This is a genomic window from Pukyongiella litopenaei, from assembly GCF_003008555.2.
Taxonomy (GTDB): Bacteria; Pseudomonadota; Alphaproteobacteria; order Rhodobacterales; family Rhodobacteraceae; genus Pukyongiella; species Pukyongiella litopenaei.
The window spans coordinates 1,112,970-1,134,924 of sequence record NZ_CP027665.1; the positions used below are offsets into that span (position 1 = coordinate 1,112,970).

Below are 21,955 nucleotides of genomic sequence, written 5' to 3' on the forward strand. Positions count from 1 at the left end.
AAGTGTTCATATAACGCGCCAAGTGATTCTCATCAACACCGAAAACCCCAGGCTGCACATCGCGCCGCGCACCACGCTGTCACAGCGGCCGACCTGCACCCGGGATACCGGCGGAATTATGGGCCGATGTGACCACGTCGCGGATGATGCGGGCGATCTGCGCGCAATCCCCGATGCTAAAGGTCAGCGGCACGCGCATGTCCAGCAGCCCCGCCAGCACCCGGTCGGTCGCGGGCATCGGCGGCGCCTCGGCATAGCGCCAGTGATCGTAACGCGAGGTGAACCCGTGCGGTTCGGGGGCGCCGAACCATTTCAGTTCGACCCCGCGCGCGGCGCAGCGCTCCAGCACCTGCCCGACCGCGTCGGCGGACCAGCCCGGCAGCAGGAACTGGAACGACGACCCGACCGGCGTTTCCGCCTCCGGCCGTTCGATCACGGCGAGCCCCGGCGTGCCGCGCAAACCGTCTTCCAGCACCCGGTAGCGGGCATTCCAGCGGTCCACCTGTCCGGGCAGCGCGCGCAGTTGCGGGCGCAGGATGGCGGCGCGCAGGTTGTCCATGCGCCCCGAGATGTTGGGGGTCTCGAGCCGGATCCCCGCGAACGCGCCGGGTGCGGGTGCGGCGAGGTGACGTTCATAGAGCATGTAGCTGCCCGACAGCATCACCGCGCGGGCGGCGATGTCCTCGTCATCGGTGATCAGCAACCCGCCCTCGCCGGAATTGACATGCTTGTAGGTCTGGCAGGAATAACAGGCCACGTCGCCATGGCGGCCCGACGGCACCCCGTTCCAGGCCGCGCCCATGGTATGGGCGCAATCCTCGATCACCCGCAGCCCGGCGCCGGTGCAGATCTCCATCAGCCGGTCCATGTCGCAGATATGGCCGCGCATGTGGCTGAGCAGCAGAACCCCCGCCTGCCCCGCCTTGGCCGACAGGTCATCGAGGTCGATGGTCAGATCATCGGTGACGCCCACGAAAACGGGCCGGGCGCCCAGGCTGGCAATCGCGCCCGGCACCGGGGCGAGCGTGAACGCGTTGGTCAGCACCGCATCGCCCGGGCGCACCCCCAGCGCGCGCAGCGCCGTGGCCAGGGCATAGCCGCCCGACGCCACCGCCAGGCAATAGCGCGCGCCGGTCATCGCGGCAAAGTCCTGTTCCAGCAACGCGGTTTCGCCCGCCTCGCCATCGGCCAGGTTGTAGCGGTGCAGCCGCCCGTGGCGCAGCACCGCCAGCGCCGCCTCGATCGCCTCGTCGGGGATCGGCTCCTGCTGGGTGAAACTGCCCGAGAACACCTCGGCGGACTTTTCTGCGAACCGTTCGGTCATGACCCGTTTGTGGGTCCGGCGCGGTGGCGGGTCAAGCCCCGGCGGCGGCCCGGTTGCGCCCGAGCAGGCGGTCCGCCAGGTCCGGCAGATGATCGAAATGGGTCAGCAGCGCCTCGGGGTCGAGCGCCGCCATGTCATCGCCCGCCGGGCCGAAACTGACCAGCACCGATGGCACGCCCGCCGCACGCGCGGTGTCGCGGTCGGTGTCGCTGTCGCCGACCAGCAGGCAGCGCGCCGGATCGCCGCCGGCCCGCCGCGCCGCCTCGCGCAGGGGCGCGGGGTCGGGTTTGCGCACCGGCAGCGTATCGGCGCCGACCAGCGAATCGAACGCCTCGCGCACGCCGAGATTTTCCAGCAACTGCTGCGCCAGCGCCTCGGGCTTGTTGGTGCAGATACCGACGCCATAGCCGCGCGCGCGCAGTTCCGCCACCGCCGCGAGCGCGCCGGGATAAAATGTCGTATGGGTGTCGATCGCCTGCGCATAGGCGTCGAGCAGCACCGGATAGAACCGGTCGACGACCCCGGCATCGAACCGGCCCAGCCGCTTCAGCCCGTGGGTGAGCATCATCCGCCCGCCGCGCAGCGCCACCGCCGCGTCACGGCCCGCATCCAGCACATCGCCCTCGCCCATCCGGCGAAAACAGGCATTGGCCGCCGCGATCAGATCGCCCGAGGTATCCGCCAGCGTTCCGTCAAGGTCGAAAATCACGGTGCGCATCGCGGCCCCCCTGCCCTGTTGCCCGGCCGCATTTCAGGCCGCAATCTGTTTTGAACGCCCTTCGCCTTGCGCCGGGCCTGTTAGCGGATAAAACGGAGCGCGACGAAACACAAAGGAATTCGCGATGCCCGTTGCTCTTGTCATCCTCGCCGCCGGCCAGGGGACGCGGATGAAATCGGACCTGCCCAAGGTTCTGCACAGGGTCGCCCACGCGCCGCTGCTGGCCCATGCGATGCGGGCGGGCGCGACGCTGTCGCCGGATCGCACCGTGGTGGTGATGGGCCATGGCGCCGACGCGGTGGCGGATGCCGCGCATGAGATCGACGGCGATGCCCATGTGGTGATCCAGACCGAGCGCAAGGGCACCGCCCACGCGGTCGACCAGGCCCGCGACGCGCTGAAGGATTTCGACGGCGACGTGGTCGTGCTCTATGGCGACACCCCGTTCATCCGGCCCGAGACGCTGGACAGCATGGTCGCGGCCCGGGCGACGCATGACATCGTGATCCTGGGGTTCGACGCCGCCGATCCCGGCCGCTACGGCCGGCTGGTCACCGATGGCGACAGGCTCGACCGGATCGTCGAATTCAAGGACGCCACCGACGAGGAACGCGCCATCACGCTGTGCAACAGCGGGGTGCTGGCCTGCGACGCGGCCACGCTGTTCGACCTGATCGCGGGGGTCGGCAACGACAATGCCTCGGGCGAATACTACCTCACCGACATCGTGGCGCTGGCGCGTGAACGCGGCCTGTCCGCCACCGCCGTCACCTGCGACGAGGTTGAGACGATGGGCGTGAATTCGCGCGCCGACCTGGCCACCGCCGAGGCGGTGTTCCAGCGCCGCGCCCGCGCGGCGCTGCTCGACGCCGGGGTGACCCTGCTGGCGCCCGAGACGGTGTTCCTGTCCCATGACACCGTGATCGGCCGAGACGCGGTGATCGAACAGAACGTGGTGTTCGGACCCGGCGTGACGGTGGAAACCGGGGCGCTGATCCACCCGTTCACCCATCTCGAACACTGCCATGTCAGCCGCGGCGCCGAGATCGGGCCGTTCACCCGGCTGCGCCCCGGCGCAGAGCTGGCCGAGAACGTCAAGGTCGGCAATTTCGTCGAGATCAAGAATTCCGAGATCGCCGCCGGCGCCAAGGTCAACCACCTGAGCTATGTCGGCGACGCGAGCGTCGGGGAACGCGCCAATATCGGCGCCGGCACCATCACCTGCAACTACGACGGCGTGATGAAGCACCGCACCACCATCGGCGCCGACGCCTTCATCGGCTCGGATACGATGCTGGTGGCGCCCGTCACCGTGGGCAACCGGGCGATGACCGCCAGCGGCGCCGTCATCACCGCGGATGTCGAGGACGGCGCGCTGGCGATGGCGCGGACGCCGCAGCAGAACAAGCCGGGCCGCGCGATCCGGCTGATGGAAATGTTGCGGGCCAAGAAAGCCCGCCGCGACCAGGAGACAGGTTGATATGTGTGGGATTGTCGGTGTTCTGGGCCATCACGAAGTGGCCCCCATCCTTGTCGAGGCGCTGAAACGGCTGGAATACCGGGGCTATGACAGCGCCGGCATCGCCACCGTGGACGAGGGCCGGCTGAGCCGCCGCCGCGCCGTGGGCAAGCTGGTGAACCTGTCCGACCTGCTGGTGCATGACCCCCTGCCCGGCAAATCCGGCATCGGCCACACCCGCTGGGCCACCCATGGCGAACCGTCGGTGGCCAACGCCCACCCGCACCGGGCCGGCCGCGTCGCCGTGGTGCATAACGGCATCATCGAGAATTATCGCGACCTGCGCGCCGAACTGGCCGGGGCCGGCATCGGGTTCACCACCGAAACCGACACCGAAACCGTGGCGCTGCTGACCGAACACCACATGGCGCAGGGTGACGATCCGGTCACCGCCGCCTTCCGCACGCTCGACCGGCTCGACGGCGCCTTTGCGCTCGCGTTCCTCTTTGACGGCGAAGAGGACCTGATCGTCGCCGCCCGCAAGGGATCGCCGCTGGCCATCGGCCATGGCGACGGCGAGATGTTCGTGGGATCGGACGCCATCGCGCTGGCGCCGCTGACCGACAGGATCACCTATCTCGAGGAAGGCGACCGCGCCGTGGTCACCCGCACGGGGGTCGAGATCCGCGACGAGAACGGACAGTTGGCCAACCGGCCCGCGAAACGGATCCGGCTGGATCAGACCAGCGTCGACAAGGCCGGGCACAAGCATTTCATGGCCAAGGAAATCGCCGAACAGCCCGCGGTGATCGGCGCGGCGGTCGCCCATTACCTGCCCGCCGGTGCGCAATCGGTGCAGCTGCCCGGAGACACGGTCGATTTCGCCGATGTCGAGCGGCTGGTGATGGTGGCCTGCGGCACGGCCTATTACGCCTGCCTGACCGCGAAATACTGGTTCGAACAACTGGCCGGGCTGCCGGTCGAGGTCGATATCGCCTCCGAGTTCCGCTATCGCGAACCCCCGGTCACGCCGCGCACCACCGCGATCTTCGTCAGCCAGTCAGGTGAAACCGCCGACACGCTGGCCGCGCTGCGCTATTGCCGGGACAAGGCCGATCGCATCCTGTCGGTGGTCAACGTGCCCGAAAGCTCGATCGCGAGGGAAAGCGACCTGGCGCTGCCGATCCTCGCCGGAACCGAGATCGGCGTCGCCTCGACCAAGGCGTTCACCTGCCAGCTTTCGGTGCTGCTGATGCTGGCGATCAAGGCCGCCGCCGACCGGGGCCGTCTGGGCGAGGTCGAGGTGGCCGACACCATCTCCGCGCTACGGGGGCTGCCCGCGGCCATCAACCTCGCGCTGGACCAGGGCAAGGCGATCCGCCGCGCCGCCCGGCGCCTGAGCGAAGCCCGCGACGTGCTGTTCCTGGGCCGGGGGCTGATGTATCCGCTGGCGCTTGAAGGGGCGCTAAAACTCAAGGAAATCAGCTATATACATGCCGAAGCTTATGCATCGGGCGAACTGAAGCACGGCCCCATCGCCCTGATCGACAAACACATGCCGGTGGTGGTGTTCGCCCCGCGCGACGCGCTGTTCGACAAGACGGTGTCGAACATGCAGGAGGTGATGGCGCGCAAGGGCAAGATCGTGCTGGTGTCGGATGATGCCGGCATCGCCGGGGCGGGCGATGGCGTCTGGTCGGCGATCCGGATGCCGCAGGTTCATCCGGTCCTGTCGCCGATCCTCTACGCGATCCCGGCGCAGCTGCTGGCCTATCACACCGCCGTGGCCAAGGGCACCGATGTCGACCAGCCGCGCAACCTGGCCAAGTCGGTGACGGTGGAATAGATGGCCGGGCCAGGCGCCATGATCGACGGGGCGGACGCGCGATGACACCGGACGAGGCGCTGTCCGCGCTCAGGGCGCGTATCGAACCCGGCCGCGCCGAGGGCCAGGCGAAGTACCACAAGCAGAGCCGCGAGGTTCTCGGCATCCCCAACCCCGCGCTGAACGAGATCACCAAGGCCTGGCGGCAGCAGCTCGGCGTCGAGGCCCGCGTCGCGCTGGCCCATGCGCTCTGGCAAACCGACATCTTCGAGGCCCGGATCGCCGCCGCCAAGCTGCTGACCCAGGCCCGTATCCGCCCCGACGCCGCCGCCTGGGCCTTGATCGAAAGCTGGGTGCCGGATTTCGACAGCTGGGCGATTGCCGATCACGCCTGCATGGCCGGACAGAAACGGCTGCTCGCCGATCCGGCGCGACTCGATACCGTCGAGTCCTGGACCGGGTCGGACCACATGTGGACCCGCCGGGCGGCGCTGGTGATCACCCTGCCCTGGGCCAAGATGAACAACCCCAAGCCCGACGATCTGGCCCGGCGCGACCGCATCCTCGGCTGGGCCGCCGCCTATGTGGCGGATCCCGAACGCGGCCGCGACTGGTTCATTCAGAAATCGGTCGCGTGGTGGCTGCGCGACCTGTCGAAACGCAACCCCGACCGCGTGCGCGGGTTTCTCGACGCCCATGGCGCGGCGATGAAACCCTTTGCCCGGCGCGAGGCGGCGAAATACCTGACCGGCTGACCCGCGCGGACGAATCCCCGTGAGCCCCGGCGCTTTCGCTTGCCGCCCCGGCGCCCCGCGATTACCAATGTCCCATGTCCGCGCCGCTCATAGACCCTTTTGCACGCGCCATTACCTATCTGCGCGTCTCGGTCACCGACCGATGCGATTTCCGCTGCGTCTATTGCATGTCGGAAAACATGACCTTCCTGCCAAAGCGCGACCTGCTGACGCTGGAGGAGCTCGACCGCATGTGTTCCGCCTTTGTCGGGCTGGGGGTGCGGAAACTGCGGATCACCGGGGGCGAACCGCTGGTGCGCAAGGACATCATGACCTTTTTCCGGGCGATGACCCGCCACCTGGACAGCGGCGCGCTGCAGGAACTGACCCTGACCACCAACGGGTCGCAGCTGGAACGTTTTGCCGACCAGCTGGCCGACGCGGGCGTGCGCCGGATCAACATCTCGCTCGACACGCTGGACGAGGCGAAATTTGCCGACATCACCCGCTGGGGCCGCCTGCCGCAGGTGATGCGCGGCATCGACGCCGCGCAGAGGGCCGGGTTGCGGATCAAGATCAACGCGGTGGCGCTTCGTGGCTTCAACGAGGCCGAACTGCCGCGCATGACCGAATGGTGCGCCGAACGCGACATGGACCTGACCTGGATCGAGGTGATGCCGATGGGCGATATCGGCAACGAGAACCGGCTGGGACAATACTGGTCGCTCAGGGAGGTGCGCGCCGCCTATGACGCCCGCTATACCGTGACCGATCTCGCCGAACGCTCGGGCGGGCCGGCGCGCTATGTGCGGCTGGAGGAAACCGGGCAGAAGATCGGCTTCATCACGCCGCTGTCCCACAATTTCTGCGAAAGCTGCAACCGCGTGCGGCTGACCTGCACCGGGGAACTCTACATGTGTCTGGGGCAGGAAGACCGGGCCGACCTGCGCGCACCCCTGCGGGCCCATCCCGATGACGATGCGCCGCTGGTCGACGCGATCCGCGCCGCCATCGCGCTGAAGCCCAAGGGCCATGATTTCGACTATTCCCGGCAAAAGCTCGACGGCCAGATGTCCCGGCACATGAGCCACACGGGCGGCTGATGTCCGCAGACGCCCCCGCGCCCACGCCGCTCTATCGCATCTATCGCGGCGCCTCGGCGCTGCTGGCGCCGCTGGCCTGGGCCAGCGTGTCGCGCAAGCTGCGCGCCCATGGCGTGCCGCCCGAGCGGATGCAGGAACGGCTCGGCCATGCCAGCCTCGACCGGCCGCTGGGGCGGCTGGTCTGGTTTCACGCCGCCTCGGTCGGGGAAAGCCTGTCGGTGCTGACGCTGATCCACCGCATGGGCGAACGGCTGCCGGACACCGAGTTCCTGATCACCTCGGGCACCGCCACATCGGCCGAGATGATCGCCGGGCGGATGCCGCCGCGATGCCGCCACCAGTTCGCGCCGCTCGACGCGGCCGGGCCGCTGACGCGGTTCTACGATCACTGGCGTCCCGATGCGGGCATCTTCGTGGAAAGCGAGATCTGGCCCAACATGCTGGTGATCGGGCACAGGCGCGGGGTCAGGCTGGCGCTGCTGAATGCGCGGCTGTCGGCCAAATCGGTGCAGGGCTGGCGCAAATGGCCCGATACGGCGCGGTTCGTCCTCGACCGTTTCAGCGTCCTGTTCGCGCAGACACGCCGGACCGCCGACGACCTGATCGCGATGGGGGCCGACCCCGCGCGAACCCATGTGGGCGGCAACCTGAAATCCGCGGCCGCGCCGCCGCCGGTGGATGCGGATACGCTGGCCGAGATGCGGGCCGCGCTCGGCGGGCGTCCGGTCTGGATCGGCAGTTCGACCCACCAGGGCGAGGAACCGGCGGTGCTGGACGCCCATCGCCGCCTGCTGGAAGCCCGCCCCGATCTCTGCCTGCTGCTGGCCCCGCGCCACCCGGAGCGCGGCGACGAGGTCGAGGCGCTGTTGCGGGATGCGGGGTTTGCGCTCGCGCGGCGCAGCCGGGGCGAGAGGCCCGGTGTCGGCACGCAGGTCTACCTGGCCGACACGATGGGCGAAACCGGCACCTGGTATGCGCTGGCCCCGATCGTCTTTCTGGGGGCATCGCTGGTGCCGAAGGGCGGTCACAACCCGTTCGAACCGGCCATGTCGGGCTGCGCGCTGGCCTGTGGCCCGCATCGCGAAAACGCCGCCGACGCCTATGCGGGGCTCGCCGCGGCGGGCGGCGTGGCGCTGGTCACCGATGGCGCGGACCTGGCCCGGCAGGTGGCGCTCTGGCTCGACGATCCGACAGCCCTGGCCGCCGCCCGCGATGCCGCGCGCAGCTTTGCCCGCGCCCGGGGCGCGGCGGTGGATGCGGTGGCCGACCGGCTCTGCGCCGCGCTGGGGCTGGAGGGCTGAATGCCCGATCTCTACGTCACCAACTTCAACCGCAACTTCACCGGTGTTTCGGCCACGGCGGCCAATGTGATCCGCCAGCAGGCACTGGCCCATGACCTGCGGCTGGTCGGGCATCCGCTGCCCGGCTGCCCCGCGCCGATCCCGGCCGCGCAGGCCCGCCGGCTGTCGCGCACCCCGCCGCCGGGCCGGCCCTTTGCCATCTGGCATGTCCGCCGCAATCCCGAGATGCAGACGGCGATCTGGGCCCGCGACATGCTGCGCCTGCCGATCCGCATCGTTTTCACCTCGGCGGCGCAGCGCCGCCATTCGGCATGGCCGCGCTGGCTGATCTCGCGCATGGACGCGGTGATCGCCACCACCGACGAGGCCGCCGCCCATGTCCCGAACGTGCGCGCCGTGGTGCCGCATGGCGTCGACACGGAGCTGTTCGTCCCCGCGCCCGATCGCGCCGCCGCCTGGCGGGCAACAGGCTATGGCGGCGATCTGGGCATCGCCACGATCGGCCGTGTCCGGCCGGAAAAGGGCACCGACCTGTTCGTCGAGGCGATGGTGCGGCTGCTGCCCGGCCTGCCCGGCGCCACAGCGCTGGTGCTGGGCCGCGCCGCGCGTGAACATCGCGGATTTCTCGACACGCTGAAAACCCAGGTCGCCTCGGCCGGCCTGACCGACCGGATCCTGTTTCCCGGCGAGATCCCGGCCGCGAAACTGCCCGAACTGATGCGGGCGCTGTCGCTGGTGATGCAATTGCCGCGCTATGAGGGCTATGGCATGGCGCCGCTGGAAGGCATGGCCAGCGGCGTGCCCTTCGTGGGCAGCGATACCGGGTTCTACCGCGCGTTTTCAGCCCAGGGACGGTGCGGGACCGTGGTGCCGGTCGAGGCCGCGGCGGAGGCCGCGGCAGCGGCCAGCGCCCTGCTGCGTGAACCGCACCGCCACGTCGGGGCCGCCGCCGCGGCCCGCGACACCGCCGTCGCCGGTTTCAGCGCCGCCGCCGAGGCGGCGGGCATCGAGGCGGTCTATGAACAGGTCCTGGCCGGGTCCTGACCGGCCGGGACCGCGTGGCGGTGGCCGCGTCAGGCCGCGGGCATCCGCCGTTCGACGATCTCGGCCCACCAGGAACAGCCGGCGGGGATCACGTCGTCATTGAAGTTGTATTCCGGGTGATGAACCATCGCGGTGTCGCCATTGCCGACCAGCACATAGGCGCCGGGGCGTTCCTCGAGCATGAAGGCGAAATCCTCGCCCCCCATCACCAGCGGCGCCTCGTCGCAATTGCCCGCCACCGACTGGGCCACTTCCGCGGCGAAGCTTGTCTGCTCGGGGTGGTTGGCCATCACCGGATAGCCCTTGTGATAGGCCACCTCGACGCTGCCGCCAAAGGTGGCGGCGACACCGGCGCAGATATCCTTGATTCGGCGTTCGGCCAGGGCCCGCATCTCTTTGCTCATGGTGCGCACGGTGCCCTTCAGATGCACCTTCTGCGGGATCACGTTGAACGCCTTGGACGAGGTTTCGAACGATGTCACCGACACCACCACCTGGTCGACCGGATCGGCGTTGCGGCTGGAAATGGTCTGCAGGGCGAGCACCGCCTGCGATGCCATCACCGTGGTGTCGACGGTATCATGCGGCTTGGCGGCATGACCGCCCCGGCCCTCGAAATGGATGTCGAACTGATCGGTCGCGGCAAAGAACGGCCCCGGACGGATCGCGAACTGGCCCGCCGGCAGGCCCGGCCAGTTGTGCATGCCATAGACCTCCTGGATACCCCAGCGGTCCATCATGCCGTCGTCGCACATCTCCTTGCCGCCGCCGCCGCCTTCTTCGGCGGGCTGGAAGATCACCACGACCGTGCCGTCGAAATTGCGCGTCTCGGCCAGGTAGCGTGCCGCCCCCAGCAGCATCGCCGTGTGCCCGTCATGGCCGCAGGCATGCATCGCGCCGGGGGTCTTCGAGGCATAGTCGAGCCCGGTCGCCTCGAGGATCGGCAGCGCGTCCATGTCGGCGCGCAGGCCAATCACCTTGCCGGAGGTATCGGACCGGCCCCGGATCACGCCGACGACCCCGGTGCGCCCGATTCCTTCAGTGATCTCGTCGCAGCCGAATTCGCGCAGCTTGTCCGCCACCAGCGTGCTGGTGCGGTGGGTTTCGAACAGTAGTTCCGGGTTTTCGTGAATGTCCCGGCGCCAGGCGGTGATTTCGTCCTGAAGCTCGGCAAATCGGTTCTTGACCGGCATGGTCAGTCCTTTCCTGAGATTTGGCCGGGGCGTTCAGGCCGCCGGCATCCGCCGCTCGACCAGTTCGGCGAACCAGCTGCACCCGATCGGGATCGTGGCATCGTCGAAGTTATAGGCCGGATGGTGACACATCGGCGTGTCGCCATTGCCGACGAACATATAGGCACCGGGTCGCGCTTCAAGCATATAGGAGAAATCTTCGGACGGCATGATCGGGTCGGTCGCATCATCGACATTGCCGGTCACGGCCCGCGCCGCCTCGACGGCATGGGCGGTCTGTTCGGGCCAGTTGACCGTGACCGGGTAACCCGGCTCCCAGATCAGTTCGGCCTGCGCGCCAAAGGCCGAGGCGATATCCCCGGCGACCCGGCGGATGCGGGTTTCGGCCAGGTCGCGCCATTCGGGATCGAGCGTGCGCACGGTGCCCTTCATTCGCACCGTATGGGCAATGATATTCGACGCATCGCTGTCGGATTCGAACGTGGCGACGGTGAGCACGACCCGCTTCAGCGGATCCACGTTGCGCGCCACGATGCTCTGCAGCGCGACCACGACATGCGCCGCGGCCAGCGTCGTGTCCACCGCCTCATGCGGCACCGCGGCGTGACCGCCGCGCCCGGTCACCACGATCTCGAATTCGTCGGACGAGGCCTGCAGCGGCCCAGAACGGATCGCGAACTGCCCCACCGGCAGGCCCGGCATGTTGTGCATGCCATAGACCTCCTGGATGCCCCAGCGGTCCATCATCCCGTCATCGACCATCTCCTTGCCGCCCGCGCCGCCTTCCTCGGCGGGCTGGAAGATCACCACCGCCGTGCCGTCGAAATTGCGCGTCTCGGCCAGGTATTTCGCAGCCCCCAGCAGCATCGCCGTGTGCCCGTCATGGCCGCAGGCATGCATCGCGCCGGGGGTTTTCGAGGCATAGTCGAGCCCGGTCGCCTCGAGGATCGGCAGCGCGTCCATGTCGGCGCGCAGCCCGATCACCTTGCCGGAAGTATCGGACCGGCCCCGGATCACGCCGACGACGCCGGTGCGCCCTATGCCCTCGGTGATCTCGTCGCAGCCGAATTCGCGCAGCTTGCCTGCCACCAGAGCACTGGTGCGGTGGGTTTCGAACAGAAGTTCCGGATTTTCGTGAATGTCCCGGCGCCAGGCGGTGATTTCGTCCTGAAGCTCGGCAAACCGGTTTCTTACGGGCATGGTCAGTCCTCGTTTCCTGCATCGTCCTCATCCCGGTGGCCGGCGGCGAGCACCCTGCCCCGGTTCAGATCCCCGACATCGGGCAGGTTCTGCACCCCTGCTGCAATCAACAGCCGCAGGTGGTCGGCCAACTGTTCATAGATACCTTCGGGCAAGGTCCGGCGCGTGTCGACCAGCATTTCCTCCAACTGGCGGGAGGCCGACAGGAAACATTCGCGCCCGGCGGGCGTTTCGAAGATCCTGACCGCGCGGCGGTCCTGTTTCGATCTTCGGCGGTCGACCAACCCCTGCCGAAGCAGCCGGTCGACATAGCGTCCCAGCGTTGCGTCGTTGATCGCCAATATCTCGGAATAGGCGTGCTGGCCCAGGCCCGGAAACCGGCACACCGCCCCCAACAGGCTGAGATGTCCGGCGGCCAGGTCGCTCTGCTGAGCGACGGCCTCGAGCTGCTCGGTCATCAAACGGCCTGCCACCTGGAGCAACGCACCAAGATTGAGTTCAGCGTATATGGCCGTTGCGGCCTCGTCATCCTTGTTCATTAAGGATAAATCTCCGGGATTTCCCGGTTGAGGTCAAAGCACAAAGTCGCGACGAAAGGCTGCCAACGGCCGGATCGGCGCCTCACCGCCCATCCGGCAGGGGACCCGCGCACGGAACCGCCGGCCGGTGGCGCGGTTCTGGCCGCCCGCCGTCAATAGCCGCTGTCGGTGGTCAGGATCAGGTGCCCCGGTTCGACCTCGCGGTATTCGCTGGGCGCCGCCCGGTAGCCGCGCAGATGGATCGGCGACGGGATCGGCTTGAAGTTCAGGTCCCGCTCCGATTTCCGCTTGTGCGGGTCGGCGATCGGAACCGCCTTCATCAGCGCCTGCGTATAGGGGTGCTGCGGGTTCTCGAACACCCGCGACCGGGGGCCGAGCTCGACGATCCGGCCCAGATACATCACGCCGACATGGTGACTGACCCGTTCGACCACCGCCATGTCATGGCTGATGAACAGGAACGACAGCTGCAGATCGGCCTGGAGCTCCATCATCAGGTTCAGCACCTGCGCCTGCACCGACACATCCAGCGCCGACACCGCCTCGTCGGCGATGATCAGCTTGGGGTTCAGCGCCAGCGCGCGGGCGATCGCGATGCGCTGGCGCTGGCCGCCGGACATCTCGTGCGGGTAACGGCGCATGAAGCTGCGCGGCAGGTGCACCCGGTCGAACAGGGTCGCCACCCGGTCATGCAGTTCGGACCCCGTGGCGATGCCATAGTTGCGCATCGGTTCGGCCACCTGGTCCAGCAGCTGCATCTGCGGATTGAGCGACGCGAACGGATCCTGAAAGATCATCTGCATGTCCAGCCGCGCCTTGCGCAGCGCCGGGTTGTCGAGCGCCATCACATCGACGCCGTCCAGTTCGATCTGGCCCGACATCGGTTCGACCAGCCGCAGGATCGACCGGCCCGCGGTGGATTTGCCGCATCCCGATTCGCCCACGAGGCTGAGGGTCTGGCCGCGATTGAGCGAGAACGAGATGTCCTCGACCGCGTGAACCCAGGCCACGGTGCGGCGAAAGAACCCGCCCTTGACCGCGAACCGCGTGGTCAGGTTGCGCACCTTCAGGATCTCGTCATCGGTGCCCGGGATCGGTTGCAGGTTCTGCCCCTCGACCCCCATCAGCTTCATCGGTTCGGGATTGGCCTTGCCGCGCATCTCGCCCAGCTTGGGCACCGCCGCCAGCAGCGAACGGGTATAGTCGTGCTGCGGGTTCTCGAAGATCTCTTCGACCGTGCCTTCCTCGACCTTGTTGCCGCGGAACATCACCACCACCCGGTCGGCCATCTGCGCGACCACCGCCATGTCATGGGTGATGAACATCACCGCGGTGCCGGTTTCGCGCTTCAGCCGGTCCATCAGCGCGAGAATCTCGGCCTGGATGGTCACGTCGAGCGCGGTGGTCGGTTCGTCCGCGATCAGCAGCCGGGGTTCGCAGGCCATCGCCATCGCGATCACCACGCGCTGGCGCATCCCGCCCGACAATTCGTGCGGATATTGTTTCAGCCGCCGTTCGGGTTCAGGAATGCGCACCTGCCGCAACAGGTCGAGCGCGCGGTCCTCGGCCTGGCGCCGGCTCATGCCCTTGTGCACGCGCAGCCCCTCGGTCAGTTGCCGCCCGACGGTGAACACCGGGTTCAGCGCGGTCATCGGCTCCTGGAAGATCATGCCGATCTCGTTGCCGCGAATGTGGCGCATCAGGTCCTGGTCGGCCTTGGCGAGATCGGTTTCGCCCCCGTCGCGGCGGTCGAACAGCAGCCTGCCGTTGACGATCTCGCCGCCGCCGAATTCGACCAGCCGCATCAGCGACAGCGACGACACCGATTTTCCCGACCCCGATTCCCCGACGATACAGACCGTTTCACCGGGGCAGATCTCGAAGGATACGTCCTCGACCCCGACGACCGGCCCGTCCTTGGTCTGGAACTCGACGCGCAATTCCCTGATCTGAGCTATCGATTGGTCCAGCACCTGCGCCTCCGAGTAGGGTCCACGGGGGCGAACGCTAAGGCGCGGGCCTGCGTCATGTCAAACCCTACGGTTGCTCGATGTTAATGAATTCCACCACAAGGCTTGCTTTTTTCAAAAACTCTGTTTCGATACCGCACCACCGAGTTGGGGGCTCGGCGCTTCTTTGACGCCATGATCCCGGACCGGCACCACAAACCCGTCAGAGCGCGGGTGCAAATTGGCACGCAGACGTGTCCAACATGGAGAGGAAGATGAGACCCAAAGCCCTATTGCTAGGTGCGGTTGCGACCGCTGCCCTGGCCCCTGCCGCTATGGCCGAACGCGGTTCCGACGGCAATGTCAGCATCATCTACTGGCAGGCCCCGTCGATCCTGAACCCGTATCTGTCGTCCGGCACCAAGGACATCGAATCAGCGTCGCTGGTGATCGAACCGCTGGGCCGCTACGACGAAACCGGCGCGCTGGTGCCGTTTCTGGCCGAGTCGATCCCGACGATCGAGAATGGCGGCGTTTCCGAGGATCTCACCTCGATCACCTGGAAGCTGAAAGAAGGGCTGAAATGGTCCGACGGCTCGGCGGTCACCTCGGCTGACGTGAAATTCACCGCCGATTACTGCATGCATCCCGAAGGCGGTTGCGCCCAGCTGGCCAAGTTCGAAGGGGTGAGCAGCGTCGACATCGTCGACGACCTGACCGTGAAGGTCACGTTCTCCGAACCCAAGCCGGTGCCCTACGGCCCGTTCATGGGCGGCCAGTCCCCGATCATCCAGGCCGCGCAATTCGCAGACTGCCTGGGCCCCAAGGCCCCGGAATGCACCGAGGCCAACTTCAACCCGATCGGCACCGGCCCGTTCGTGGTCGACGAATTCAAGCCCAATGACGTGATTACCATGTCCGCCAACCCCAACTACCGGGACCCGGACAAGCCCGCCTTTGCGACGCTGACCTTCAAGGGCGGCGGCGATGCGACGGCGGCGGGGCGCGCGGTGATGGAAACCGGCGAATATGACTATGCCTGGAACCTGCAGCTTGCCCCCGAGGTGATCGCCAAGATGGCCGAAGCGGGCCGCGGCACGCCGATCGCCGCCTTCGGCACGCTGGTCGAGCGGATCGAGCTCAACCTGACCAACCCCTCGCCGGACCTGCCCGAGGGTGAACGGTCCACGGCCAAGGCACCGCACCCGTTCCTGTCCGACCTGAAGGTGCGCAAGGCTTTGTCGATGGCGATCGACCGCGAATTGCTGGTGGAAATCGGCTATGGCCAGGCCGGCCGGCCGACCTGCAATGTGGTGCCCGCGCCCGAGCTCTATGCCAGCGACAATACCGACTGCATCGGCCAGGACATCGCCGGCGCCAACGCGCTGCTGGATGAGGCCGGCGTCGTCGATACCGACGGTGACGGCATCCGCGAGAAGGATGGCGTTCCGCTGAAGATCCTCTACCAGACCTCGACCAATGCCGTGCGCCAGGATTTCCAGGCGCTGATCAAGCAGTGGTGGAGCGAGATCGGCGTCGAAACCGAACTGCGCAACATTTCGGGTTCGGTCTTCTTCGGTGGCGATCCGGGCAGCCCGGATACGTTCCAGCGGTTCTATGCCGATGTCGAGATGTATGCCAACAACTTCGACGGCACCGATCCCGAAAGCTATCTGGCGCAGCGCACCTGCGACAAGTTCCCCAGCCCCGATACCCAGTGGCAGGGCGAGAACATCAACCGCTATTGCGATCCCGCCTATGACGAGTTGGTGGCCGAACTCGGCCGCACGGGCGAGCTGGAGAAGCGCGGCGAAATCGCCAAGAAGCTGAACGACATGCTGACCAAGGACAGCTACAGCATGTTGCCGCTCGTGGATCGCGGCCGGGTTTCGGCCCATTCCAACACGCTTGGCGGCGTGATCCTGAACGTGTGGGACAGCGAATTGTGGAACGCGGCGGACTGGTACCGCCTCGAAGGTTCGTAACCTCTGGCCCTGTCCCGGTCACCCGTTGGCCGGGACAGGGCACCTGCCTTTGTAGAACAACAACAACCACAAGGCGCACCCAAATATGCTGACTTTCACCGTCCGACGCCTTGTCCTGGCCGTTCCGACGTTGCTGTTCATCAGCCTGGTGATCTTCCTGCTGCTGGAACTGGCCCCCGGCGATCCGATGGCGCAGGTGCCACTGACGGTCCCCCCCGAAGTCAAGGAAAAGATGCGCGAGGCGCTGGGACTGGGGCAACCGCTGCATATCCGGTTCTGGAAATGGATCGTGCAGTTTTTCTGGATCGAACCGCAGGTTCTGATCGATCATTATTTCGGCACCGGTTTTTCGCAGGGCGACCTGCGGGTGATTTCCTGGCAGACCCGCAGCCCGGTCATGGACATCGTGATCCAGCGCATTCCGCAGACCCTGTGGGTGGTCGGGACCGCCTATGTGGTCGCCATCATCATCGCGCTGCCGATCGGCATCTATTCCGCCTACCGCCAGTATTCATGGTTCGACCAGCTCGGCACCTTCGTGTCGATGGTGGGATTCTCGGTCCCGCCGTTTTTTTCCGGCGTGCTGGTGATCGTGATCTTTTCGGTCCAGCTGGGCTGGTTCCCGTCGATCTACGACACCACCCACCAGGTCACCGACTGGGACAGTTTCGTCGTGCAGCTGAAACAGATGATCATGCCGGTGATGGTGCTGGCGCTGCAGATCACCGCGCAATTGTCGCGCTTCATGCGCGCCTCGATGCTGGACAACCTGAACCAGGACTATGTGCGCACCGCCCGCGCCAAGGGGATCAGCGAATACATGGTGGTCATGGTGCATGTGCTGCGCAACTCGATGATCCCGGTAATCACGGTGATCGCGCTGGGGATACCGGCGATCTTCGGCGGCGCGATCATCACCGAGCAGGTGTTCAAGGTGAACGGGATCGGCCAGCTGCTGATCGGCGCGATCCAGGCCAACGACCTGCCGATGGTGCAGACGCTGACCTTTATCTTCGCGGTGCTGATCGTGCTGTTCAACCTGATCGCCGACGTTCTCTATGGCGTGCTCGATCCGAGGATCCGCTATGACTGAGCTGACCACTCCCGGCCCCGCCAACCCGCCGCGCAGCCAGTGGCTGGATGTCTGGGACCAGTTCAAGACCCACAAGGGCGCGCTGATCGGCGGCATCCTGTTCATGGTGATCGTGCTGGCGGTCTATGTCGGCCCCTGGTTCTGGACCATCGACCCGACGCTGATCGACATCCGCGCCCGCAACCAGGCGCCCAGCCTGGCGCATCCCTTCGGCACCGACCAGCTGGGGCGCGACATGCTGGCGCGGATGATGGCCGGCGGCGCGACCTCGGTCTCGGTGGGCATCACCGCGATGCTGCTGGCGCTGTTCCTGGGGTCATTCGTCGGGGTGCTGGCCGGGTATTTCCGGCGCTTCGACGGGCCGCTGATGCGGCTGACCGATCTGTTCCTGGCGCTGCCGCTGCTGCCGCTGCTGCTGGTGATGATGCTGCTGTTCCGCGAACCGCTGAACGCGGCTTTCGGCCCGGAACAGGGGATCTTCATCCTGATCGTCGCCTCGATCGGCATCACCAGCTGGATGCCGACCGCGCGGATCGTGCGCGGCGACGTGCTGGCGCTGAAGGAACGCGAATTCGTGCTGGCCGCCCGGTCGATCGGCACCACCAATTCCAAGATGATCACCCGGCATATCCTGCCCAACGTGCTGTCCCCGATCATGGTCTCGGCGACACTGGGCATCGCCACGGCGATCATCACCGAAAGCGCGCTGTCGTTTCTCGGCCTCGGATTCCCGCCTGACTTTCCGACCTGGGGGCGGCTGCTGTTCGACGCCACCGATTACCTGCAGCAGTATCCCGAGCGGGTGTTCTGGCCCGGCATGGCGATCTCGCTGACGGTGCTGAGCGTGAATTACCTGGGCGACGGGTTGCGCGACGCGCTGGACCCGCGCATTCGCGGGCGCTGACGCTGGCAAGAACACCGGCCAAGACGCTGGCCAGAATACCGGCCAGCGCCCGCCGGGACCGGGCTATTCCCCGGCCTTGAGCCGTTCGAACCGCAACCCCTTGGCACTGCGATCCTCGAAACCGTGCCAGTGGCTGTGTTCGGGCTTGGGCGTGCCGTCGTCGTTCAGCGCGCTCACCCCGTCATTGGATTGCGGCACCAGGTCGAGATAGGCCTCCATGCCGTCGTCACCCTTGAGGTATTTTCCCAACCAGGCGGTGGCGAAATGCTGGGCGATGTTGTTCATCTTCACGCTGTCCCAGACCGCATCCGAATAATGCCCGGTCAGGTTCCAGCCCAGATCCGCATCGACCTTGTCGGCCTCGGCGGGGGCGGGCATCGGCGCGCCGGCATTGTGATTGGCGTTGTCATAGGTCAGCAGCGCCCGGTCCACGCCCGTCGCCCCCTGCCAGATCGCGCGGGTGCCGTTTTCATAGCCCGAGACATCATCGACCGACCCCGCGACGAACAGCATCGGGATGCGGATACCCGCCAGCCCGCCGGCATCCCAGAACCCGGTATTCATGCCCCAGGGCGCAAAGGCGATGGCGGTCCTGATCCGCGGGTCGGGCAGCGCCTCGTGGCTGTCGCTGCCGGCCTTGTGGATCGCCAGCGTGCCGTGCGGCGCCCCCCACGGATACTCGATGCTGGCCTGCGTCACCCCGCCGCCGGCGGTGATCACCGCGCCGTAGGCTCCCATCGAATAGCCGATCAACCCGGCATTGCCGGCATCGACGAGACCGTTCAGGAACGATGCCCCGTCGCTCGACAGCCGCGCCATTTCGTTCAGCACGAAGACCTGGTCGAGCGAACGGTTCACCAAAGTCGACCCGAAGGCCGCCTGGGTGCGATAGGTGGAATCGGTATGGTCGATCGACGCGACCACATAACCCTTGGACGCCAGGTTCTCGGCCAGGTGGGACAGCAGGAACCGGTTGCCCGGATAGCCGTGGCTGACCAGAACCAGTGGATAGGGCGCCCCCGACCGGTCGGGTTCGGCGTCGCGCACCGCCTGCCCGACGATCTCGGCCTCGGTCTTGCCATCGCGCAGGAACACGCGCATCGATTGCGCGCCGGTCGCGCCCGCCCCGGCGGGGTACCAGACCTCGACCGGCAATGGCCGGTCATAGCGCGGCAGTTCGTCAGGCGGGGCGGCGGCCGGGTCGATGGACAGGATGTCCACCTGATCCGGGTTGACCAGTTCCAGCGTCCGCACACCGATGGCGTGTTCGCCATAGGCGGACAGTTCAGGCGCATCGGCACGCTGCCGGTCGATACGGTTCTCGGCCCCCGCGGCGGTTGCCCCGGCCATCGCCGCCGCCGCAACCACGGCTTTCATCCAGTTCATTGCAATCTCCTCTCCCCGAATATGCGTCCCCTGACTAACACGGCCAATGGCGGAAAGAAGGATGATGTTTTGGTGACAGCCCGAGCGCGCCCCCGCGCCGGGGCCACGGGTCGTCACTTGTCGTCGCGGTCCAGATCGTTCAGCAGGTCCAGCAACGCCTCGTAGCGATCCGCGCCCATCCTGTCGCGCACCCGCTGGATCAACGCGATGCTGGTATCGAGATTGGCCAGTATCAGGGCCTCGCCATCCGGGCTCACGCTGATCACCTGCTTGCGCCGGTCCCCGGCGTCGCGGGCGCGGTGGATCAGCTCCTTTTCCTCGAGCTTCTGCAGGATGCGCGTCAGGCTGGGCAGCAACAGGCAGGCAAGCTCGGCGATCCGGGTCGGTTCCATCGGACCGTTTTCCTGCAGGATACGCAGGACCCGCCATTGCTGTTCGGTCACGCCGGCATCGGCCAGCATGGCGCGGATCGGTCCCATCACCCTTTCGCGGGCACGCAGCAGGGCGATGGGCAGGGAACGCGCGGTCGAGGGAAGTTTGTAAACCATGTTCCAGTTTTGCCGTCCGATGCCGCCAAGCGCAATCAGGGAAACCCACCAGTCCCGGCCGCGATCCGCAGCGACGCCGCGACCGAGGCCCCGCAGATCGCCGATGCCACGCCACGGGCTCCGGCAACCTGCCCCGCCTGCCGCGCTTTACCGATGCGTCCGGAACGGGCATGATCCGGGTGAACTCGGACCACAGGCGCATGGGCCCTGCGTCTGACCGGAGGACCAGCCATGGAATGGGACGATTTCGCCGCCTGGGGGCGCCGCGCCGCCGACTGGGCACAGGAGTATCGCCGCACCGTGGGCGATCTGCCGGTGCGGGCGCGGACACGGCCCGGCGAGGTGCTGGATGCCCTGCCCGAAACGCCGCCCGAGAGCCCCGAGGACATGGAGACGGTGTTTGCCGATTTCGAGCGCATCGTGATGCCGGGGATCACCCATTGGCAGCATCCGCGCTTCTTTGCCTATTTCAACTCCAACGCCGCCGCGCCGGCGGTGCTGGCCGAGTTCCTGGTCGCCGCCATCGCCCCGCAATGCATGTTGTGGCAGACCTCGCCGGCCGCAACCGAGATGGAAACCCGGATGATGGACTGGCTGCGCCAGGCCATCGGCCTGCCGGACGGGTTCGCCGGGGTGATCCAGGACAGCGCGTCCTCGGCCACGCTGGCGGCGGTGCTGACCATGCGCGAACGGGCGCTGGACTGGTCCGGCAACAGCGCAGGCCTGGCCGGGCAGATCCCGCTGCGCGTCTATGCGTCCCGCGAGGTTCATACATCGATCGACCGGGCGGTCTGGGTGGCGGGTATCGGCGACGCGAACCTGGTGCGCATAGCCAGCCGGGGCGACCGGCGCGGCATCGACCCGCTGGCACTGGAAGAGGCGATCATCGCCGACAAGGCCGCCGGGCTGCAACCGGCCGGCGTGATCCTCTGCGTGGGCGGCACGAGCACCGGCGCCACCGATCCCGTGGCGGACTGCATCGCGGTGGCCCGGCGGCACGGGCTCTATACCCATGTGGATGCCGCCTGGGCCGGTTCGGCGATGATCTGCCCCGAGTTCCGGCCGATATGGGCCGGGGTCGAGCAGGCGGATTCGCTGGTGTTCAACCCGCATAAATGGCTGGGCGTGCCGTTCGACTGCGCAGCGCATTACCTGCGCGACCCGGACGCGCTGGTGCGCACGCTGGCGATCAGCCCGGAATACCTGAAGACCCAAGGCAGGGACGGGATCGTGAACTATTCCGAATGGTCGGTGCCACTGGGCCGCCGGTTCCGGGCGCTCAAGCTGTGGTTCCTGATCCGGGCCTTCGGGCTGGAGGGGCTGCGCGCGCGTATCCGCAACCATGTCGCCTGGGCGCGCGGGCTGCATGACCGGCTGGCGGCGGAACCCGATTTCGAGATCGTCACCCCGCCGATGTGGTCGCTGTTCACCTTTCGCCACGTCCCGCCCGGCGCCGCCGATCCCGACGCGCTGAACCTGGCGCTGGTCGAGGCGATCAACGATGACGGGCGGATCTACCTGACGCAGACGCGGGTCGACGGCGCCGTGGCGATCCGGCTGCAGGTCGGCGCGTTCGATGCCACCCGATCCGATGTCGATACCGCCTTTGACACCATCACCGAACTGGCGCGGCGCTGACGCAGGGCCGCA

At 67.2% G+C, this 21,955-nt stretch carries 18 protein-coding genes; 10 read left to right on the forward strand and 8 right to left on the reverse strand.

What is annotated here, in order from left to right:
* Positions 1–79 precede the first annotated feature (79 nt).
* A complete protein-coding gene (locus C6Y53_RS05565) occupies positions 80–1,324 on the reverse strand; it encodes a DegT/DnrJ/EryC1/StrS family aminotransferase (protein ID WP_106471535.1) in 1,245 nt (414 codons plus the stop codon).
* Between the two features lie 31 nt (positions 1,325–1,355).
* Entirely contained in the window at positions 1,356–2,042 is a 687-nt protein-coding gene (locus C6Y53_RS05570) for an HAD-IA family hydrolase (protein ID WP_106471536.1), read from the reverse strand.
* Between the two features lie 124 nt (positions 2,043–2,166).
* Between C6Y53_RS05570 and glmU the strand changes: the two genes are divergently transcribed.
* The 6 genes from glmU (at position 2,167) to C6Y53_RS05600 (ending at position 9,508) form a co-directional block, all read left to right on the forward strand.
* Complete coding sequence (gene glmU, locus C6Y53_RS05575; protein WP_106471537.1) at positions 2,167–3,522, forward strand: bifunctional UDP-N-acetylglucosamine diphosphorylase/glucosamine-1-phosphate N-acetyltransferase GlmU; 1,356 nt, start codon at positions 2,167–2,169, stop codon at positions 3,520–3,522.
* A gap of 1 nt (position 3,523) precedes the next feature.
* Complete coding sequence (gene glmS, locus C6Y53_RS05580) at positions 3,524–5,347, forward strand: glutamine--fructose-6-phosphate transaminase (isomerizing) (RefSeq protein ID WP_106471538.1); 1,824 nt, start codon at positions 3,524–3,526, stop codon at positions 5,345–5,347.
* Between the two features lie 41 nt (positions 5,348–5,388).
* On the forward strand, positions 5,389–6,081 hold the full coding sequence (locus C6Y53_RS05585) for a DNA alkylation repair protein (RefSeq protein WP_106471539.1): 693 nt from the start codon (positions 5,389–5,391) through the stop codon (positions 6,079–6,081).
* A 74-nt stretch (positions 6,082–6,155) separates the two neighbouring features.
* Complete coding sequence (gene moaA, locus C6Y53_RS05590) at positions 6,156–7,163, forward strand: GTP 3',8-cyclase MoaA (RefSeq protein WP_106471540.1); 1,008 nt, start codon at positions 6,156–6,158, stop codon at positions 7,161–7,163.
* Positions 7,163–8,464: a 3-deoxy-D-manno-octulosonic acid transferase gene (locus C6Y53_RS05595; RefSeq protein WP_106471541.1), complete on the forward strand. Its 1,302-nt coding sequence runs from the start codon at positions 7,163–7,165 to the stop codon at positions 8,462–8,464. The genes moaA and C6Y53_RS05595 overlap by 1 nt, the downstream gene beginning before the upstream one ends.
* Entirely contained in the window at positions 8,465–9,508 is a 1,044-nt protein-coding gene (locus C6Y53_RS05600; RefSeq protein ID WP_106471542.1) for a glycosyltransferase family 4 protein, read from the forward strand.
* Positions 9,509–9,537: 29 nt separating this feature from the next.
* Here C6Y53_RS05600 and C6Y53_RS05605 read toward each other — a convergent pair whose 3' ends face one another.
* From C6Y53_RS05605 to C6Y53_RS05620, 4 genes are all read right to left on the reverse strand, one after another.
* Entirely contained in the window at positions 9,538–10,701 is a 1,164-nt protein-coding gene (locus tag C6Y53_RS05605; RefSeq protein WP_106471543.1) for a M20 aminoacylase family protein, read from the reverse strand.
* Between the two features lie 33 nt (positions 10,702–10,734).
* Positions 10,735–11,901: a M20 aminoacylase family protein gene (locus C6Y53_RS05610; RefSeq protein WP_106471544.1), complete on the reverse strand. Its 1,167-nt coding sequence runs from the start codon at positions 11,899–11,901 to the stop codon at positions 10,735–10,737.
* Positions 11,902–11,903: 2 nt separating this feature from the next.
* Positions 11,904–12,359, reverse strand: coding sequence for a MarR family winged helix-turn-helix transcriptional regulator (locus tag C6Y53_RS05615; protein ID WP_211299464.1), 456 nt, complete (start codon positions 12,357–12,359; stop codon positions 11,904–11,906).
* Between the two features lie 233 nt (positions 12,360–12,592).
* Positions 12,593–14,413: an ABC transporter ATP-binding protein gene (locus C6Y53_RS05620; RefSeq protein WP_106471546.1), complete on the reverse strand. Its 1,821-nt coding sequence runs from the start codon at positions 14,411–14,413 to the stop codon at positions 12,593–12,595.
* Between the two features lie 251 nt (positions 14,414–14,664).
* On the opposite strand from C6Y53_RS05620, the gene C6Y53_RS05625 reads away from it, so the two are divergent.
* The 3 genes from C6Y53_RS05625 (at position 14,665) to C6Y53_RS05635 (ending at position 18,371) form a co-directional block, all read left to right on the forward strand.
* Positions 14,665–16,374 carry a peptide ABC transporter substrate-binding protein gene (locus C6Y53_RS05625; protein ID WP_106471547.1) on the forward strand — a complete coding sequence of 570 codons (1,710 nt, stop codon included), beginning with the start codon at positions 14,665–14,667 and terminating at the stop codon, positions 16,372–16,374.
* Between the two features lie 85 nt (positions 16,375–16,459).
* Positions 16,460–17,467 (forward strand): ABC transporter permease, encoded by a 1,008-nt coding sequence (locus C6Y53_RS05630; protein ID WP_106471548.1) that lies wholly within the window; start codon positions 16,460–16,462, stop codon positions 17,465–17,467.
* Positions 17,460–18,371 carry an ABC transporter permease gene (locus tag C6Y53_RS05635; RefSeq protein ID WP_106471549.1) on the forward strand — a complete coding sequence of 304 codons (912 nt, stop codon included), beginning with the start codon at positions 17,460–17,462 and terminating at the stop codon, positions 18,369–18,371. The genes C6Y53_RS05630 and C6Y53_RS05635 overlap by 8 nt, the downstream gene beginning before the upstream one ends.
* A gap of 63 nt (positions 18,372–18,434) precedes the next feature.
* Here the strand turns inward: C6Y53_RS05635 and C6Y53_RS05640 are convergent, their stop codons facing one another.
* Both C6Y53_RS05640 and hpaR read right to left on the reverse strand, forming a co-directional pair.
* Positions 18,435–19,748 (reverse strand): alpha/beta hydrolase family protein, encoded by a 1,314-nt coding sequence (locus tag C6Y53_RS05640; RefSeq protein WP_211299517.1) that lies wholly within the window; start codon positions 19,746–19,748, stop codon positions 18,435–18,437.
* Positions 19,749–19,870: 122 nt separating this feature from the next.
* A complete protein-coding gene (gene hpaR / locus C6Y53_RS05645; protein ID WP_106471551.1) occupies positions 19,871–20,305 on the reverse strand; it encodes a homoprotocatechuate degradation operon regulator HpaR in 435 nt (144 codons plus the stop codon).
* Positions 20,306–20,536: 231 nt separating this feature from the next.
* On the opposite strand from hpaR, the gene C6Y53_RS05650 reads away from it, so the two are divergent.
* On the forward strand, positions 20,537–21,943 hold the full coding sequence (locus tag C6Y53_RS05650; protein WP_106471552.1) for a pyridoxal phosphate-dependent decarboxylase family protein: 1,407 nt from the start codon (positions 20,537–20,539) through the stop codon (positions 21,941–21,943).
* The last annotated feature ends 12 nt before the right edge of the window (positions 21,944–21,955 follow it).

What these genes read in the sequence shown, in the direction of transcription:
- C6Y53_RS05585 (WP_106471539.1), top strand. Translation starts at nt 5,389, where the DNA reads ATGACACCGGACGAGGCGCTGTCCGCGCTCAGGGCGCGTATCGAACCC.
- C6Y53_RS05625 (WP_106471547.1), top strand. Translation starts at nt 14,665, where the DNA reads ATGAGACCCAAAGCCCTATTGCTAGGTGCGGTTGCGACCGCTGCCCTG.
- C6Y53_RS05630 (WP_106471548.1), top strand. Translation starts at nt 16,460, where the DNA reads ATGCTGACTTTCACCGTCCGACGCCTTGTCCTGGCCGTTCCGACGTTG.
- C6Y53_RS05600 (WP_106471542.1), top strand. Translation starts at nt 8,465, where the DNA reads ATGCCCGATCTCTACGTCACCAACTTCAACCGCAACTTCACCGGTGTT.
- hpaR (WP_106471551.1), bottom strand. Translation starts at nt 20,305, where the DNA reads ATGGTTTACAAACTTCCCTCGACCGCGCGTTCCCTGCCCATCGCCCTG.
- C6Y53_RS05570 (WP_106471536.1), bottom strand. Translation starts at nt 2,042, where the DNA reads ATGCGCACCGTGATTTTCGACCTTGACGGAACGCTGGCGGATACCTCG.
- glmS (WP_106471538.1), top strand. Translation starts at nt 3,524, where the DNA reads ATGTGTGGGATTGTCGGTGTTCTGGGCCATCACGAAGTGGCCCCCATC.
- C6Y53_RS05605 (WP_106471543.1), bottom strand. Translation starts at nt 10,701, where the DNA reads ATGCCGGTCAAGAACCGATTTGCCGAGCTTCAGGACGAAATCACCGCC.
- C6Y53_RS05615 (WP_211299464.1), bottom strand. Translation starts at nt 12,359, where the DNA reads ATGACCGAGCAGCTCGAGGCCGTCGCTCAGCAGAGCGACCTGGCCGCC.
- moaA (WP_106471540.1), top strand. Translation starts at nt 6,156, where the DNA reads ATGTCCGCGCCGCTCATAGACCCTTTTGCACGCGCCATTACCTATCTG.
- C6Y53_RS05595 (WP_106471541.1), top strand. Translation starts at nt 7,163, where the DNA reads ATGTCCGCAGACGCCCCCGCGCCCACGCCGCTCTATCGCATCTATCGC.
- glmU (WP_106471537.1), top strand. Translation starts at nt 2,167, where the DNA reads ATGCCCGTTGCTCTTGTCATCCTCGCCGCCGGCCAGGGGACGCGGATG.
- C6Y53_RS05640 (WP_211299517.1), bottom strand. Translation starts at nt 19,748, where the DNA reads ATGAAAGCCGTGGTTGCGGCGGCGGCGATGGCCGGGGCAACCGCCGCG.
- C6Y53_RS05650 (WP_106471552.1), top strand. Translation starts at nt 20,537, where the DNA reads ATGGAATGGGACGATTTCGCCGCCTGGGGGCGCCGCGCCGCCGACTGG.
- C6Y53_RS05565 (WP_106471535.1), bottom strand. Translation starts at nt 1,324, where the DNA reads ATGACCGAACGGTTCGCAGAAAAGTCCGCCGAGGTGTTCTCGGGCAGT.
- C6Y53_RS05635 (WP_106471549.1), top strand. Translation starts at nt 17,460, where the DNA reads ATGACTGAGCTGACCACTCCCGGCCCCGCCAACCCGCCGCGCAGCCAG.
- C6Y53_RS05610 (WP_106471544.1), bottom strand. Translation starts at nt 11,901, where the DNA reads ATGCCCGTAAGAAACCGGTTTGCCGAGCTTCAGGACGAAATCACCGCC.